At 71.2% G+C, this 15,059-nt stretch carries 10 protein-coding genes and 1 tRNA gene; 7 read left to right on the top strand and 4 right to left on the bottom strand.

What is annotated here, in order from left to right; translation table 11 throughout:
* Nucleotides 1–66 precede the first annotated feature (66 nt).
* On the bottom strand, nt 67–1,134 hold the full coding sequence (locus IM770_RS03545) for an aminotransferase class V-fold PLP-dependent enzyme (RefSeq protein WP_203579706.1): 1,068 nt from the start codon (nt 1,132–1,134) through the stop codon (nt 67–69).
* Nucleotides 1,135–1,215: 81 nt separating this feature from the next.
* Between IM770_RS03545 and IM770_RS03540 the strand changes: the two genes are divergently transcribed.
* The 4 genes from IM770_RS03540 to IM770_RS03525 all read left to right on the top strand — a co-directional run bounded on the left by IM770_RS03540 (nt 1,216) and on the right by IM770_RS03525 (nt 4,633).
* Nucleotides 1,216–2,166: a LysR family transcriptional regulator gene (locus IM770_RS03540; protein ID WP_372430629.1), complete on the top strand. Its 951-nt coding sequence runs from the start codon at nt 1,216–1,218 to the stop codon at nt 2,164–2,166.
* 65 nt (nt 2,167–2,231) lie between these two features.
* Nucleotides 2,232–3,761: a glutamate--tRNA ligase gene (gene gltX / locus IM770_RS03535; RefSeq protein ID WP_203579704.1), complete on the top strand. Its 1,530-nt coding sequence runs from the start codon at nt 2,232–2,234 to the stop codon at nt 3,759–3,761.
* A 69-nt stretch (nt 3,762–3,830) separates the two neighbouring features.
* A tRNA-Gln gene (locus tag IM770_RS03530) sits at nt 3,831–3,902 on the top strand.
* A gap of 533 nt (nt 3,903–4,435) precedes the next feature.
* Nucleotides 4,436–4,633: a hypothetical protein gene (locus tag IM770_RS03525; protein ID WP_203579703.1), complete on the top strand. Its 198-nt coding sequence runs from the start codon at nt 4,436–4,438 to the stop codon at nt 4,631–4,633.
* A 47-nt stretch (nt 4,634–4,680) separates the two neighbouring features.
* Here the strand turns inward: IM770_RS03525 and IM770_RS03520 are convergent, their stop codons facing one another.
* Nucleotides 4,681–5,172, bottom strand: a complete 492-nt coding sequence (locus tag IM770_RS03520) for a MarR family winged helix-turn-helix transcriptional regulator (RefSeq protein ID WP_203579702.1) — start codon at nt 5,170–5,172, stop codon at nt 4,681–4,683.
* An 87-nt stretch (nt 5,173–5,259) separates the two neighbouring features.
* Here IM770_RS03520 and IM770_RS03515 point away from each other — a divergent pair, with 87 nt between their 5' ends.
* Nucleotides 5,260–5,934 (top strand): GAF and ANTAR domain-containing protein, encoded by a 675-nt coding sequence (locus IM770_RS03515; RefSeq protein ID WP_203579701.1) that lies wholly within the window; start codon nt 5,260–5,262, stop codon nt 5,932–5,934.
* A 33-nt stretch (nt 5,935–5,967) separates the two neighbouring features.
* Here IM770_RS03515 and IM770_RS03510 read toward each other — a convergent pair whose 3' ends face one another.
* Complete coding sequence (locus IM770_RS03510) at nt 5,968–7,059, bottom strand: fatty acid desaturase family protein (protein ID WP_203579700.1); 1,092 nt, start codon at nt 7,057–7,059, stop codon at nt 5,968–5,970.
* A gap of 271 nt (nt 7,060–7,330) precedes the next feature.
* Between IM770_RS03510 and IM770_RS03505 the strand changes: the two genes are divergently transcribed.
* The gene (locus IM770_RS03505) at nt 7,331–7,948 is read left to right on the top strand and encodes a hypothetical protein (protein WP_203579699.1); all 618 of its coding nucleotides are present in this window, start codon (nt 7,331–7,333) and stop codon (nt 7,946–7,948) included.
* 288 nt (nt 7,949–8,236) lie between these two features.
* Here IM770_RS03505 and IM770_RS03500 read toward each other — a convergent pair whose 3' ends face one another.
* A complete protein-coding gene (locus tag IM770_RS03500; RefSeq protein WP_203579698.1) occupies nt 8,237–11,083 on the bottom strand; it encodes a helix-turn-helix transcriptional regulator in 2,847 nt (948 codons plus the stop codon).
* A 73-nt stretch (nt 11,084–11,156) separates the two neighbouring features.
* On the opposite strand from IM770_RS03500, the gene IM770_RS03495 reads away from it, so the two are divergent.
* Complete coding sequence (locus IM770_RS03495; protein ID WP_203579697.1) at nt 11,157–15,059, top strand: AAA family ATPase; 3,903 nt, start codon at nt 11,157–11,159, stop codon at nt 15,057–15,059.

Here is a 15,059-nt window from a genome sequence, read left to right as displayed (position 1 = left end):
CGGCCCGGTGATCCGCGTCAGCAGTCTACGCAGTCGGCGGAGGCGCCCGCGGGCGCCTCGTGGGCGTCAGCGACCGAGCGCCGCCAGGGCCAGATCGACGTCGTCCTCGTCGTTGAAGAGGTGGAACGCCACACGCGCCCGGCCCGAGCGGCCCGATGCCGTGATGCCGGCCGCGGTCAGCCGGGCGAGCGCCGCGCCGTCGCTGTCGGTCCACGTCACGATCGCCGACGCCCGTTCCGGCTCGGCGACGCCCAGGCCCCGCCGGAACGCCGCCGCGAGCCCGGTCGCGTGCGCGTGCAGCTCCGACGGCGCGAGGGCCGCGAACAGCTCCAGCGCGGGCGCCGCACCGACGAACGCCTGCCACGCGGGCGAGACGTCGAACCGCCGCGCGTCGCGCGCGAGCTCGACGTCGGGCCCGTAGCACGACGCCCACGGGTCGTCGCCGGCATACCACCCGGCGTGGATCGGCGACATCCGTGCGGCGAGGCGCTCCGAGACGGTGAGGAACGTCACGCCGCGGGGCGCGCAGAGCCACTTGTAGGCGTGGCACACGACGGCATCGAAGGCGGATGCCTCGACCGGCAGCCATCCGACCGCCTGCGTCGCATCGCACAGCGTGAGGGCGTCGTGGGCGGCAGCAGCCGCGGCCACGGCGCCGGCGTCGGCCACCTCGCCGGTCGCCGACTGCACCGCGGAGAACGCCACCAGCGCCGTCTCGGGTCGCACGTGGTGCGCGAGCTCCCGCAGGGGAGCGGTGCGGACACGGATGCCGCGCCCGGCGTGGACGAAGGGGAGCACGACCGACGAGAACTCGCCCTCCGGCACGAGGACTTCGGCGCCGTCCGGCAGGGCCGAGGCGACGGTGGCCGCGGCGACCGACGTCTGGGAGCTGATCGCGACCCGCTCGGCGCCGACGCCCACGAGTGAGCCGAACAGCGCGCGCGACCGCTCGACCGCTGCGCCGTAGGCCGCGAGATCCGGTCGTCCGGACGCCGAGGCGTCGAGGTCGGCCCGCACGGCGGCGCGCGTGGCGCGGGTGGGCAGGCCCACGGTGCACGCGGCGAGGTAGTCGCGACCGCCGTCGAACTCGCGGCGCGCGGCGTCGATGGCAGGCGAGGAGGCGATGACGGACATGTCTCCAGGGTCGCGGTGTTCACACGTCACGTCTACGGCAGGTGTTCCATGAGAGACATCACGTCTGGTTATGATTCCGGTGTGACCGATGCGTTCGACGACGACCCGGGGTTCGACGCCCGCGAGCTGCGCGTCGTCAAGGCGGTCTCCGACGCGGGGTCGATCACCGGGGCCGCGGCGGCGCTGGGCTACAGCCAGCCCGCAGTGAGCCAGCAGCTCAAGCGACTCGAGCAGCGCCTCGGCGTGCCCATCGTCGAGCGGGTCGGCCGGAGCGTGCGCCTCACCGACGCCGGCCGGATCCTCGCGCGCCACGCGCCGGCGGTGACGACCGCCCTGGATGCCGCTGCCGGCGAACTCGCCGAGCTCCGTGGCCTGCGCGCGGCGCGCGTCCGCCTCATGGGCTTCCCCTCGGCCTCGCCCACGATCGTGCCGCGGCTGCTCGCAGACCTCGCGCAGCGGCATCCGGGCATCTCCCTCACCTATGTCGAAGCCGAGCCGCCCGAAGCCGTCGACGCGGTGCGCGAGGACCGCACCGACATCGCCCTCACCTTCAGCTATCCGGGCGACCGCGAGGACCCGCACGGCAGCAGCGCTCGGGGGCTGGCGGTCACCGTGGTCGGCACCGACGAGCTGCTCGCGGTCGTGCCTGTCGGGCACCCGGCGGCGGGGAGCACGGTGGTCGAGGTCGGCGCCCTCGCGGACGACGACTGGATCGCCGGCTGTCCGCGGTGCCGCGGCCACCTGCTCGAACTGTGCGGACGCGCGGGCTTCGCGCCCCGCATCGCGTTCGAGACCGACAACTTCGTCGCCGTCGAAGGGCTCGTCGCGCAGGGCATCGGGGTGGCGACGCTGCCGCGCATGGCCGTCGAGTCGTTCCCTCAACTCCCGGGAGTGGCGGTCGTGCCGCTGCCCGCCGGTGAGCAGCGCACGATCCACACGGTGACCGCTCGTGGCGCCGAACGCGTGCCCGCCGTGCGCGCCACGCTGAACGCCCTCGCTCGCCTCATCGCCGAGCCGGCACTCCGACTGTGACGGCGGCATCCGGTCGCGCAGCCGCCGCCGATGCCCACGGCGGCGGCTGACTAAACTCGGAGGCGATGTCTTCTTCGCCTGATCCCCGCACCACGACCGCCGCCGGTGCCGATGTCCGCGTCCGCTTCTGCCCGTCGCCCACGGGCCTGCCGCACGTCGGTCTCGTCCGCACCGTGCTGTTCAACTGGGCGTACGCGCGTCACAACGGCGGCAAGCTGGTGTTCCGCATCGAAGACACCGACGCGGCGCGCGACAGCGAAGAGAGCTATCGTCAGCTGCTCGACGCGCTCACCTGGCTGAAGATCGACTGGGACGAGGGGGTCGAGGTCGGTGGCCCGCACGCGCCCTACCGCCAGTCCGAGCGCCACGGCATCTACCGCGAGGTGCTCGACAAGCTCATCGCGTCGGGTGCGGTGTACGAGAGCTACTCGACCGCGGAGGAGATCGACGCCCGCAACGAGGCCAACGGCCGTGCCAAGCAGCTCGGCTACGACAACTTCGACCGGGACCTCACCGACGATCAGAAGGCCGCGTTCCGCGCCGAGGGCCGCGAGCCGGCCTGGCGGCTGCGCGTGCCCGACGAGGACCTCACCTACGTCGACCTGATCCGCGGCGAGGTGACCTTCCCCGCCGGATCCTTCCCCGACTTCGTGCTGGTGCGCGCCGGGGGAGTGCCGCTGTACCCCTTCGTGAACCCCGTCGACGACGCGCTGATGGGCATCACGCACGTCATCCGCGGCGAAGACCTCATGCCGTCGACGGCCCGCCAGCTCGCGCTCTACGGTGCGCTGGTGGATGCCGGGGTCACGACGTTCATCCCGCGCTTCGCGCACATGCCGCTCGTGCTGGGCGAGGAGGGCAACAAGAAGCTCTCCAAGCGCGACCCGAAGGCCGACCTCTTCCTGCAGCGCGAGAAGGGCTTCATCCACGAGGGGCTGCTGAACTACCTGGCGCTGCTCGGCTGGTCGATCGGCCCCGACCGCGACGTCTTCTCGCTGGAGGAGCTCGTCGCCGCCTTCGACATCGTCGACGTCAACCCGAACCCGGCCCGCTTCGACCAGAAGAAGGCCGAGTCGATCAACGGCGACCACATCCGGATGCTCGAGCCCTCCGACTTCGCCGCGCGCCTCGTGCCCTATCTCGCGGCCGCGGGCGTGGTGGACGAGTCGCCGACGCCCGCGCAGCAGGCGATGCTCGCCGCGGCGGCCCCGCTCGTGCAGGAGCGGATGCAGCTGCTCGGCGATGCGCCGGGCCTTCTCGGCTTCCTCTTCTCGGACTCCATCGCCTACCAGGAGGACGCACTGGCGTCGCTGCCCGCGAACGCGAACGAGGTGCTGATCGCCTCGGTCGGCGCCCTCGAGGTCGTGCCCGAGACGGAGTTCACCGCCGCCGCGGTGCAGGACGCACTGGCCGGCGCGCTCGTGTCGCCCGTCGAGGACGGCGGCCTGGGCCTCAAGCCCCGCGTCGCCTACGGTCCGCTGCGCGTCGCGCTGAGCGGACGCCGCGTGTCGCCGCCGCTCTTCGAGTCGATGGAGCTGCTCGGCAAGTCCGCGTCGATCCGTCGCCTGGCGGCGCTGGTCGACGCGCGCGGGTGACGGCTCGGTTTGGAGCACGTGCCGGCGTCGCGTAGACTCATTCCTCGGCACGGCTTCGGCTGACAGCCTTGGGGTATGGTGTAATTGGCAACACGGCTGATTCTGGTTCAGTTGTTCTTGGTTCGAGTCCAGGTACCCCAGCAGTAAATTTCGCAGGATTCCGCAGCAGAATCTACCCTCGTTTCGAGGTGTCTGCACCCGTCTGATCGGGCTCGGGACCAGAAACGGGACCAAGTCCTGGCACCCATGCCCGTGCGCGGGGTTCGTGTCCCGATCTCCACGCTCTGGGGGCATCGCCGTCTTCGTGGGACGGATGCCTATGCGGACTCGGGTGGATCCTGTGCATCATCGCCTGGCGCGCGCGACGGGATGTCGGTTGGTTTCAGCGAGCGGAGGCGTTCCTTCGCACGGGATTGAAGCGGGGTTGGAGGTTTCGACCTGTCCGCGTGCCGGTCCTCCGCTCTGGCCTCCGCCCCTCGCTTGTCGCGAGCGGCCCCCCGTTGGTCCGGCGCCTGGTCATTCGGCTGATCGGATCCGCTGCTCATCTTGTGACGGTAGGGCCCTCACATGTGCACGCTCTCAGGAACCGAGCGCGTCGCCACACGAACGCCGGCGATCACCGCGGATGTTTCGCGCTCGAGCCGTGCCCTGCGACGGCGGCGTACGCTCGGTGGATGGAACCGCCGAACGCGTGCAAGGCCAGATTCGACGAGGTGGTTGCCGGCGGCCGCCGCCGCGTCACTGTCGGCATCGAAATCCTCGACCGGGAGTCCGACGGGTCGGTCCCCACCGCAGCGTGGTTCCGCGGCGAGGAATACCGCCTCGACATCGAGGATGAGGCGGGCGTTGCAATCTACGTGAGACGCCTCTAGGGGATCGCACCGGCGTTCGCCGGGCGACGGCTGCCGGCATCGACTTTTCACGTGAGCGCCGGCGCTGACGCGGTCTCATCGGCATGAGCAATGGCGACCAGGACTTGTTGCAGGAAGCCGGCGACGATATGCGCATCGCCGAGCGTCAGACCGGAGGCGATTGCGCGCAGGGCGGTGGTGAGCGGGTCGACATCGTCCGGGTTCACGGTGTCGTCGACCAGACGGACGATCTTCTTGCGACGGTCATCAGGGCTGCGGGCGACCCTCACGAGGCCGCGGGACCGCAGCCGGTCGACCAGCGCGGTGCCCGACGGAGCCGCGAGACGCAACGCAGCCACGATCATCGTCGCGGTCACCTCGGAAGTCTGTCCGCTCTCCGCAAGGAACCGCATTGCGGCTCGTTCCGTCTCGCTCAGCTCAGAAGCCCGGGACCGGCGCCTCCCGATCCGCGCATCAGCGCGTCGCACGCTCTCCAGCAGCGCCCAGACGTCGGGACGGCGCAGCTCGGCTACGCCCTCGGCGGCAACCATCTCCGACATGTCATGCCCCTTGTCCCGGACCCCCAGCGGAAACCCGGATTGGATGTTCTCTCGCGCTTGGACCGTCCTTGACCGAACGTTTCGACATTGAAAGGTGAGACCGGCAACCTCACCACACCGTCGCGTCGATCGCGTACGCCATTGACGCGCGCCGCGATCGCGGGTAGCAACACACGCGGGCGGACCAGAGGCATGCGTCTTCGATCTGCAGCTGAAGGAGTCGGTACGACCGCCCGGATCGACGAGATCCAGATCGACCTCGGTGAGGGTCCGTCGTGGGAGGCGCTTCGTACGCGGCGCCCGGTCGCCGCAGCCGATCTGCGAGCGCAAGGCGGAGCACGCTGGCCGGGAGCCTGCGCGGCGCTCCTAGAACTGGAGGTGGGGTCGCTCTACGCTTTTCCCCCCTTCGTCGGGACGGTGAGCATCGGGTCGATCGGGATCTACTCGGCCGGCGCGCGCGATCTGTCCGACTCCGACCTTGCAGGTATGAGTGGGCTGGCCGCGATCGTCTCGGTCACGCTCCTGCGCCGGGCATTGGATCGTCTCGAGGTGCTGGTCGAGGAGTCCGAACTCGCGCAGGCACAGCTCCAGCGTGCGCTGGACAGCCGGGTGGTGATCGAGCAAGCCAAGGGATATCTCGCTCAACGGCACAACATCGACATGGATCAGGCGTTCGCGCGAATCCGGAGTCACGCCCGCTCCACGCAGGCTCGGATCGGCGTCGTCGCAGCCGACATCATCGCCGGGCGACTGGTCTTCTGACCGCGCCGGCGTGCCGCCGCTTGCCGGATCCGGCTAGACGGTTTGCCGATGCTGGAGCAGCGGACACTCGAAGGGGTCGCGTTCGCCGAGCCCCACCCTGTTGATGTAGCGGACTACGAGTCCGTACGACTGCCAGAGACCCGTCTCGGTATACGCCACGCCGTTCTCCCGGCAGTAAGCCCGGATCATCGTGGACGCCTGGCGGAGATGCGGTCGGGGCATCGACGGGAACAGGTGATGCTCGATCTGATAGTTGAGCCCTCCCATGGCCGTGTCCAGCAGTCGGCTGCCTCGGATGTTCCGGCTCATGAGCACCTGACGACGGAGGAAGTCCACCTTCACGTCGGCCGGGACGAGAGGCATCCCCTTGTGGTTCGGAGCGAACGCCATACCCATGTAGACACCGAACACCCCGAGCTGAACGCCGATGAAGGCGAACGCGATCCCCGGCGACAGCACCAGGAACACGAGTGCGACGAACCCGATGATCCGGACGGCGAGGAAGGCGATCTCGATCGGACGGCGACGCAGCGGCTCTCGCGAGAACACACGACGCACGCTCGATGCGTGCAGCGAGAGACCTTCCAGCAGCAGGATCGGGAAGAAGAGCACCCCCTGGTGAGCGATCAACCAGCGCAGTGGTCCGCTGCGGCTGGCGCGCCGACGGTCCGCCTGCTCCGGCGTGAACGCGATGACAGGGAGTTCGATATCGGGATCGCTGCCGATCTTGTTCGGGTTGGCGTGATGGCGTGTGTGCTTGTGCTGCCACCAGCCGTAGCTCATGCCCACAAGGAGATTTCCGATCACCAGAGTGGTCCAGTCGTTCCACCGACCGGACCGGAAGACCTGCCGGTGTGCAGCATCGTGCCCGAGCATGGCAACCTGCGTGAGAACGACGGCCAGCACGGCTGCCGTCACCAGCTGCCACCAGGTGTCGCCGATCAGGACTAGGCCGGTGAGCACACCCGCGATGGCGATCGGGGCCGCGACGAGCTTCGTCCAGTAATAGCCGTAACGACGACGCATGAGGCCGCTTCGGATCACCATCTGCGACAGTTCCGTGTAGTGATTCGGCGTCGCGGACCGCACGGATGCTGTGATCGATGCGGAAGGAGAGACGGCCATCTTGTGCTCCTGTCATGTGAAGCGCGCACAGATCGTGTCGCATCAATGACGAAGTCCGGGCCATCTGCTCTCAGGGTAAACCCGTGAGACGCCGCCTCCCGCGGCGTCACGGTGAACCCACAGGAAGGCGGCAAGCGGCAAGACCCCGGACGCCGGCGGGGCAGCAGCCGAGAGACGCTCGATCGGCGCGACGGCATCGGTCGTGGCCGGCGCCGCGCGCGGAGTTCGCGGAACCTGTGAGGCGCACATGTTGGGGGCGTACCGTCAGGTCGTGGAGACGCAGACACGAACGAGCGGTGCAATCGCCGCGACGCTGGGCCCGGGATCGGTGCTGGTGGGGTCACCGAGCGTTCCCGCTCGTTTACGGCATCACCGGGCTGAAGAGAGGGCGTTCATGTCCGGATGGTGGGAAGAGCTTGTCCATGCGGTCACCGGGCGCGTCCGTCGTCATGATGACCTGCCAGACCTGCGTCGGTTGGAGTCGCGCTCTGTCGCCTTGGAACGCACTCACTACCTCGTCAACGATCGCGAGCGTCAGGGGCGTGAGCGTCGCCCCTACGTCCTTCGATGCGAGCCTGACAGCTCCCGAGGGTCGGTCAACATCGCCGTGGTGTCGAACGGGCGGGGTGTGGGCTATCTGCCGGCCGATGTGGCGGCGGAGATTCGGCCCTTCCTGGACCGGATCGGAGGCGCTGCCATCGTCAACGGTGCCGGGGTGAAGACCGGAAGCATCCGGCTCTGGGTCGATCTGCCCACGCGGAGCGCACTTCACGGGTTCGTCAGCGCGGAGGCGGCGCACATGACGGACGCCGGCGAACGAAGAGAGACAGCGCGAGGGAGCCAATCGGACCGGCAGAGGTTCGCCCGCTTCAGTCGAGCGGAGCAGTGAGGCCGGCCTCGGAGATCGCGGCGACCGCCCGCACCCTCAGTTGTTCTCGGCTCAGTCCACGCACGCCGGCCACACGAGAAGACCTCCGCTGCGGGTGGCTTTCGTCCCCGTGCCGGCAGTCCGGCGCTCGCCGCGCCCAAGTTCCGTGAACTCACGGATCTGCCGGGCGGCGCAGGGTGTGACGCTGGGCAGGTGCGCATCGAGATCTGGGTCGACAGCAGTGATCCGCCGGCGGGCCGCGTCGGGGACGATGGCGAGGCGCTGCCGTTCTGCGGATGGATCGATCTCTTAGCCGTGCTGTCCCGCGTCGTCGGATCGTCGGGCGATGTAGAGGGCGAGTTCGGTGCGGGAACGCAGGCCCAGCTTGCTGAGGACGTTTGACACGTGCGTCTCCACCGTGCGGCGCGACACGCTCAGCGACTGAGCGATCTCCGGGTTGGTCGCGCCGGTGGCCACATGGCCCGCTATGCGCTCCTCGGTGCGGGTGAGGGCCTCCCAGCCGAACATGGGCCGCGTGCGGGGCTGGTTGCGGATCGGGATCCCCGCACGACGGAACACGGCGCGGGCGCGGATGACGTCATGGTCGGCGCCCACGTCGGAATACGAGCGGAGGGATGCCTCGGCCAGCACCCGGCGTTCGTCCTCGGGGGTGGTCGACGCCTGCGCCGCGAGCTCCGCCGTCCGGGCATGATCGAGGCGACGCGGTCCGTCCGCGAGCATGCGCGTCGCCTCGACGAGAAGCTCTGCACTGCCGGTCGCGCGTCCGCGGACGGCCAGCGCGGTGGCGCGCAGATGCGAGACACCAGGGTTGCGGGCGGCCAGCGCGGTCAGCACGTCGACCACTTCGTGAGCACGGTCGCGGGTGCCCGCGACCGCGTGGGGCGCGGCATCCGCCATCATCGCGGCGTCGACGAGACCGAGGGCGACTTCCGCGCAGTCCATCAGCATGTCGGCGTCGCGCAGCTCCTCCCAGCCCTGCGACAGCACGGTGAAGACGGCGTCGTCGTCCGGACGGGCGCGGTGGGGCTGGCTCAGGCCCAGCCAGATCCAGCTGCGTCCGCGCCCGGCCCACCGCGCGCGGTCGGGAAGCGGGTCGAGCAGCGCCGCCCATTCGCGCGACGCGTCGGGCCCGTGCTGACGCGCGACCACGCACGCCCGCAGGCCCGTCACGGGGCCGCTCATGCGCACGTCCATCGAGCCGACCAGGTCGCGGTGGGCGTCGAGCTCCGCAGAGATGTCGGAAAGGTTGCCGACGTGGCTGCGCACCTGCGCGCCGAACGCGTGGGCGGCGAGCACGCCCGTCCGGTACCCGAGCATCTCCGAGACCTGGAGTCCGCGCTGCAGGAGCCCGAGGAGGTCGGAGGTGCGACCAGCGTCCGCCAGGGCGAGTGCGAGAAGCGCGTGGGGGAACGACTCGATCGAGGCGAACGACGCGTGCTTGTCGGCGAGTTCGGTGGCCCGCGTGAGGAGGGCGATCGCGTCATCGAGGTCGCCCCGCAGGTCGGCGATCTGCCCGTGCAGCGTGAGGGCGAGCACCTCGGCGCCGTGGTTGCCGGCCTGGGCGGCCAGGGCGGCGCCCTCCCGCGCGAGCCGTTCCGCGCCGGACAGGTCACCGAGCATGAAGCGCGGCCACCCCGCGAAGGCGAGATGGGCGGCGCGATCGGCGGGCTCCAGCACCTGAGACGCGGCGTAGCGCTCCGCCTCGTCGCGCGCCGCGTCGTTGCGGTGCTCTTGCATCAGCGCGTGGGTGTAGGCGGCGGAGAGGCCGGGGAGCACATCCGGGGGAACCTCGTGCTGCAGCGCCCGTTCGGCGAGCGCGCTCGAGTGCGCCGCCTGGCCGGCGCTGAGAGCGGCACGCGAGAGGCCGGCGAGGGCGCGCACGTTCGCCGGATCACCCGGGGTGCTCGTCGCCACGACCCTCTCCCACAGCTCTGCTGCCGTGGTGGGTGCGACCGCCGCCGTGCTCTGCGCCAAACGGAGCATCCACTCGTGGTCCTCCGGCGATGTCGGGGCCTGCAGCAGGTGCGCGGCGACCGTCGCGGGCGCCATGTGCGCCGCGTCCAGCCGCACCGCGATCTCGCGCTGCAGCTGGCCACGCACCGCCGCGGGGAGGTCGTGCACCAGCACTGCCTGGATGAGCTCGTGACGGAATCCGAGGACGTCGGGCTCGGCCTCCTCGAGGAATCCCGCAGCGAAGGACTCCCGGAGCAGCGGCACCAGCGCACTCATCGGCTGATCGGCGACGACCCGCAGCTGCGCCACGGAGAACCGCGTGCCCAGCAGCGCGGCCGTGGTCAGCAACTCCCGGGTCTGGGCGCTCAGATGACTGAGGTGTCGCATCATGACCATCCCCAGCGACGGAGAGGGGCCGACCGGAGCGTCCAGGAGCGCCTCACCGTCGGCGGTGATCCGGATGGCCCCGTCACGCACCAGGGCGCGGATCATCTCCGTGAGGAAGAGCGGGTTGCCGCCGGCCGCTCCGACGTAACGCTCCAGCACCCCTCCCACCCGCCCGCCCGTCATCCGCTCCGTGATCGCCACGCAGGTCGGCGGGGTGAGGGGACCCAGTTCGACAGCCACCAGCTGGCCGCGCTCGCTGAGTACGCTCAGCAGATGATCGAGCTCCGCGGGTGTGTCGTGCGACGCCTGCGTGCGCATGGAGCCGAGGATCACGAGCGGCAGCTGGTCGAGCGTGCGGCTCAGTCGCGTCAGGAGGCCGAGGGACGCGGCATCCGCCCACTGCAGGTCTTCGAGCACGATGACGGTCGGTCCGGCCGCGACCACATCGATCACCGACAGGAGCCTCTCGCCGATCGCGTGCTCGTTCTGCTGAGAGGCGAGGCTCCGGTCCTCATCACCGAGCAAGGGGGCGAAGGCCTCGAGCAGCAGCCCGTGCGACCGACGCCGGTTCATCGCGTCGGCCGACGCGCGGAGCACGGTGCGGCCCTCCGACAGCTGCGCGACCGCTGCGGACAGCAGCGTGGTCTTGCCGATGCCGCCCTCTCCGAGCACCAGCAGGAAGCGGCCGGAGTCGGTCGCACGGGCTTCGCTCAACCGCGCGAGCTCGGCGTCGCGGCCGAGGAACACGCCGCGCAGCGCGGGCGTCACGGCAGCGTGGCGCGTCGTCGTGTGCATGCCATCGTCCCCCTGTCGCCCCCACAGCGACTCCCCAAGACTCTTGCGCAGAGTCTAGAGCGGGGGAGGCTCGGTGTCTCGTGATCCGGCGGCGCCGTACGCGTCGCGTCTCGTCGCGGACTGGCTGGTCGCCGCCCCCGGCCGGCAGCACCAGCGGCTGCCGGGCACGATGGCCTTCGCCGACATCTCGGGCTTCACGCGGCTCACCGAGCGCCTCACGCGACAGGGCCGGATCGGCGCGGAGCTTCTCAGCGACACCCTGGACCAGACTTTCGCCGCACTGCTGGAGCCGGCATTCGCCGAGGGTGCCGATCTGCTCAAGTGGGGCGGCGACGCGGTTCTCCTGTTCTTCCGCGGCGACGATCACACCGCCCGCGCGGCCCGCGCGGCGCACCGGATGCGGGGGGCTCTCCGCGACCTCGTGCGCACCCGTGGCACGGGCATGCCAACGTCGGCGCCGCTGCGGATGTCGATCGGCGTCCACACCGCCGACGGCGGAACCGTGGCCCACGGATTCGACTTCTTCCTCGTGGGCGACGCTGCCAGCCACCGTGAGCTGATCGTCGCCGGGCCGGAGATCAGCCGCCTCGCACGCGTCGAGCAGGCGTGCGCGGCGGGACAGATCCTGTTGAGCGGCGCCGCCGCCGCCCGGCTGCCCCGCGGGCTCTGCGGCGCCGCCGTGGAGGTGGACGGAGAAGTCGCCCGCGCGCTGCGGTCGTCTCCGCGAGCGGATGCCGCAACCGCGCCGGCACCTGCGTCCGTGCCGGCACCGGGACCGGCACCTGCGTCCGTGCCGGCACCTGCGCCGACGCCCGCACCTGCGCCCAGGCCTCTGCCGCCCGTGTCGGTGCCGTCCGTCCCGGTGCCGTCCGTGCCTGTGGAGCTCGCCGACACCTTGCCGCCCGGCATCCGTGATCAGCTGCGGGCCGGCGCGACGGACCCCGAGCATCGGCCGGTCGCAATCGGATTCGTCCAGTTCACCGGTCTGGACGCGCTGCTGGCCGACCGCGATGGCGATGCGGACCCCCACGACGCCGTGGCGGCCGTCGAGGCGGCCGTCAGCGCCGTGCAGCGGGCCTGCCTGCGGCACGGAGCGACGTTCTTCGAGTCCGACATCTCCGTGGACGGCGCGAAGATCATGCTCACGGCGGGGGCGCCGCGCAGCGTCGGCCGTGACGCGGAGCGGATGCTGCGCACCGCCCGCGACATCGCAGACGTCCGCGGTGCGCTCGGCGTCCGGGTGGGTGTGAACACCGGTCACGTCTTCGCCGGCGAGATCGGTCCCGCGGTGCGGCGCACGTATTCGATCAAGGGCGACCCGGTGAACCTCGCCGCGCGACTGCTGGGCCGCGCGGAGCCCGGGCAGGTGGTGGCGACCGCAGGCGCGATGGGAGGACTGCGCCACGCGTTCGAGACGGCGCCGCTGGCGCCGTTCGCGGTGAAGGGCAAGCGGGAGCCGGTCCACGCCGTCCTCGTGACGGGCGCGCGGAGCGGCCGCGACGACGACGCCCCGCCGTTCGTCGGCAGGGAGGCGGAATCGGCGGTGCTCGCGGCCGCGGTGTCGTCGGCATCGGCGGGACGCGGATCCGTCGTGGATGTCGCCGGCGAGGCCGGCATCGGCAAGTCGCGCCTCGTCGCCGAGATCTCGACCCCGGCGCAGATGCGGGTGCTGAAGGTCGCCGTCAGCGACTACCAGACGGCGACCCCCTACGCGGCTGTGGGGATGCTCGTGCGACAGGTCGTCGGCATCGGGGCACACGATGAGCCTGCCTCCGCCGCCGCGCGGCTGACGGCGACCGTGTGGGAGGACGCGCCCCGGCTGCGTCCGTGGCTGCCGCTGCTTGCCGTGGTATTGGACCTCGACGTGCCGTCGACGCGCGAGGTCGATGAGCTGGATCCGCGGTTCCGCCGTGGTCGCATCGAAGCGGTGACGATCGACCTCCTCGTGGCACGGCTGTCCGAGCCGGCGCTGCTGGTGATCGAAGACGCCCATCTGATGGACGAGGCGTCGGCTGCGCTGATGGAGCGCCTCGAGAGCGTCGTGGCGCGGCACCCGTGGTGCGTCGTCGTCACGCGCCGCGACATCGCCGTGGGGTATGTGCCGACCGGCGCAGGCGAGGGCGATCGTCGGATCGCGCTCGGCGGGATCGGGCAGGATGCCGCCCGGGAACTGCTCGAGGCCGCGAGCGGCACGTCGCGTCCCAGCCGCCACACGCTCGCCGCGATGGCCGATCGGGCCCAGGGCAACCCGCTCTTCCTCGCGTCGCTCGCTGCGAGCACGAGAGGCGGAGCGGTGCGCGGCGATCTCCCGGATTCGGTCGAGGCGCTCCTGCTGGTCGACATCGACCGGCTCGCCCCCGCCGATCGCACCCTCCTGCGCCTCGCGGCCGTACTCGGTGCGCGGTTCGATGCAGAGACGCTCGCGGCGGTGGGCGGAGAGGCGATCACGCCGGACGACATCTCGGCGCGCCTGCACGAATTCGTGCGCGCCGGTGAGGGAGGCGAACTCGAGTTCCGGCACGCCATGGTGCGCGATGTCGCCTACGCCGGACTGCCGTTCCGGCTGCGTCGGCGCATGCACGAGCGCGTCGCGATCGCGCTTCAGGCCGCAGGGGACCGATCCGCGCGCCCTGACCTGCTGAGCCTCCACTTCCACGCGGCCGGTCTCCACGAGCAGGCATGGTCGTCCTCCGTGCAGGCCGCCGAGGACGCCCGGGCGAAGTACGCATACGCGCAGGCCGCCGCATTCTTCGCGCGGGCGCTCGACAGCGCATCGCAGCTGCCGCGCGTTCCCGACGGCCGATCGGATGCCGCCACCGCCCTCGGCGAGTGCCTCGATATGGCCGGCGACTCCGGCGGCGCCCTCGCCGCCCTGCGCCGGGCTCGCCGCGACCTGCGCGGCGACGCCGTCGCCACCGCCGAAGTGATGCACAGGGAAGCCCGGATCACCCTCCGGCTCGGACGCTATCGCTCGGCGCTCGCGCAGCTGAGCCGGGCGACACGGGTGCTCGACGGCGTCGACAGCGCGGCGGCGGACGGCGTGCGGGCGCGGATCGCCACCTGGTACGGGTTCTGCCTTCATCTGCAGCGTCGTGACGACACCGCGGTGCGATGGGGGCGGCGAGGCGTCGCGTTCGCTGAGGCCTCGGGTGACGACGAGATCCTCGCCAACGCGTGCAACGCGCTCCACCTGTCGTACGGCGCGTCGACGCTCAGCGAGGATCGACCCTATGGGCAGATCGCGCTGCGGCTGTACGAGCAGCTGGGCGACCTCAGCGGTCAGGCGCTCACGCTCAACAACCTCGCGATCGACGCCTACAACGAAGGCCGCTGGAACGAGGCGATCGAGGCCTTCGCGCGCGCCGCCGAGAGCTTCCACCGGCTCGGCGACGAGGCCGATGAGGCGACCGCGCGATACAACAGGTCGGACGTGCTCGTCGCGCAGGGCAGGCACGGCGACGCGCTTCCGGAGCTGGGGGCGGCATTGCAGCTCGCGCGGCGCGTGGATGACGAGGAGCTCGTCGGACTGGCGCTGCGCGAGCAGGCCCGGGCGCAGTCGGGCACCGGCGACCACGCTCGCGCGTCGACCACCTTCGGGGACGCGCGCGCCGTCCTCGCCGGGCTCGACCTGGCGACGGAAGTGGCACTGCTGGACGCCGCGCAGGCGGAGTCGCTCGCCGACGCCGGCCGGTTCGGTGAGGCACTGGAGCTGCTGGAGCGGACGATCGCCTCGGCGCAGACGAAGGCGTCGGAGACGCTGACCCGCCTGCACCGGATCCGGGCTCAGACCCTGATCGCCGTGGGCGACGCCGACGCGGCCGAGGCCGCGGCACGGGCCGGGCTCGCCCAGACCACCGGAAACTACGGCGGCTACGAACCCGCGCTGCTGCGGCTGGTTCTCGCCGAGGCGACGCGGGACGCCGAGCTGCAGGCGGCGTCTCGGCGATTCCTGGAGTCGCTCGGTGTGGTCGGCTGA

This window comes from Microbacterium hibisci (genome assembly GCF_015278255.1).
Classification (GTDB): Bacteria; Actinomycetota; Actinomycetes; order Actinomycetales; family Microbacteriaceae; genus Microbacterium; species Microbacterium hibisci.
Note: the sequence above shows the minus strand (reverse complement) of the source record. Positions and strands in the feature narration are given on the sequence as shown.

Coding starts and splice junctions, on each gene's coding strand:
- gltX (WP_203579704.1), top strand. CDS start 2,232: ATGTCTTCTTCGCCTGATCCCCGCACCACGACCGCCGCCGGTGCCGAT.
- IM770_RS03525 (WP_203579703.1), top strand. CDS start 4,436: ATGGAACCGCCGAACGCGTGCAAGGCCAGATTCGACGAGGTGGTTGCC.
- IM770_RS03545 (WP_203579706.1), bottom strand. CDS start 1,134: ATGTCCGTCATCGCCTCCTCGCCTGCCATCGACGCCGCGCGCCGCGAG.
- IM770_RS03500 (WP_203579698.1), bottom strand. CDS start 11,083: ATGCACACGACGACGCGCCACGCTGCCGTGACGCCCGCGCTGCGCGGC.
- IM770_RS03520 (WP_203579702.1), bottom strand. CDS start 5,172: ATGTCGGAGATGGTTGCCGCCGAGGGCGTAGCCGAGCTGCGCCGTCCC.
- IM770_RS03510 (WP_203579700.1), bottom strand. CDS start 7,059: ATGGCCGTCTCTCCTTCCGCATCGATCACAGCATCCGTGCGGTCCGCG.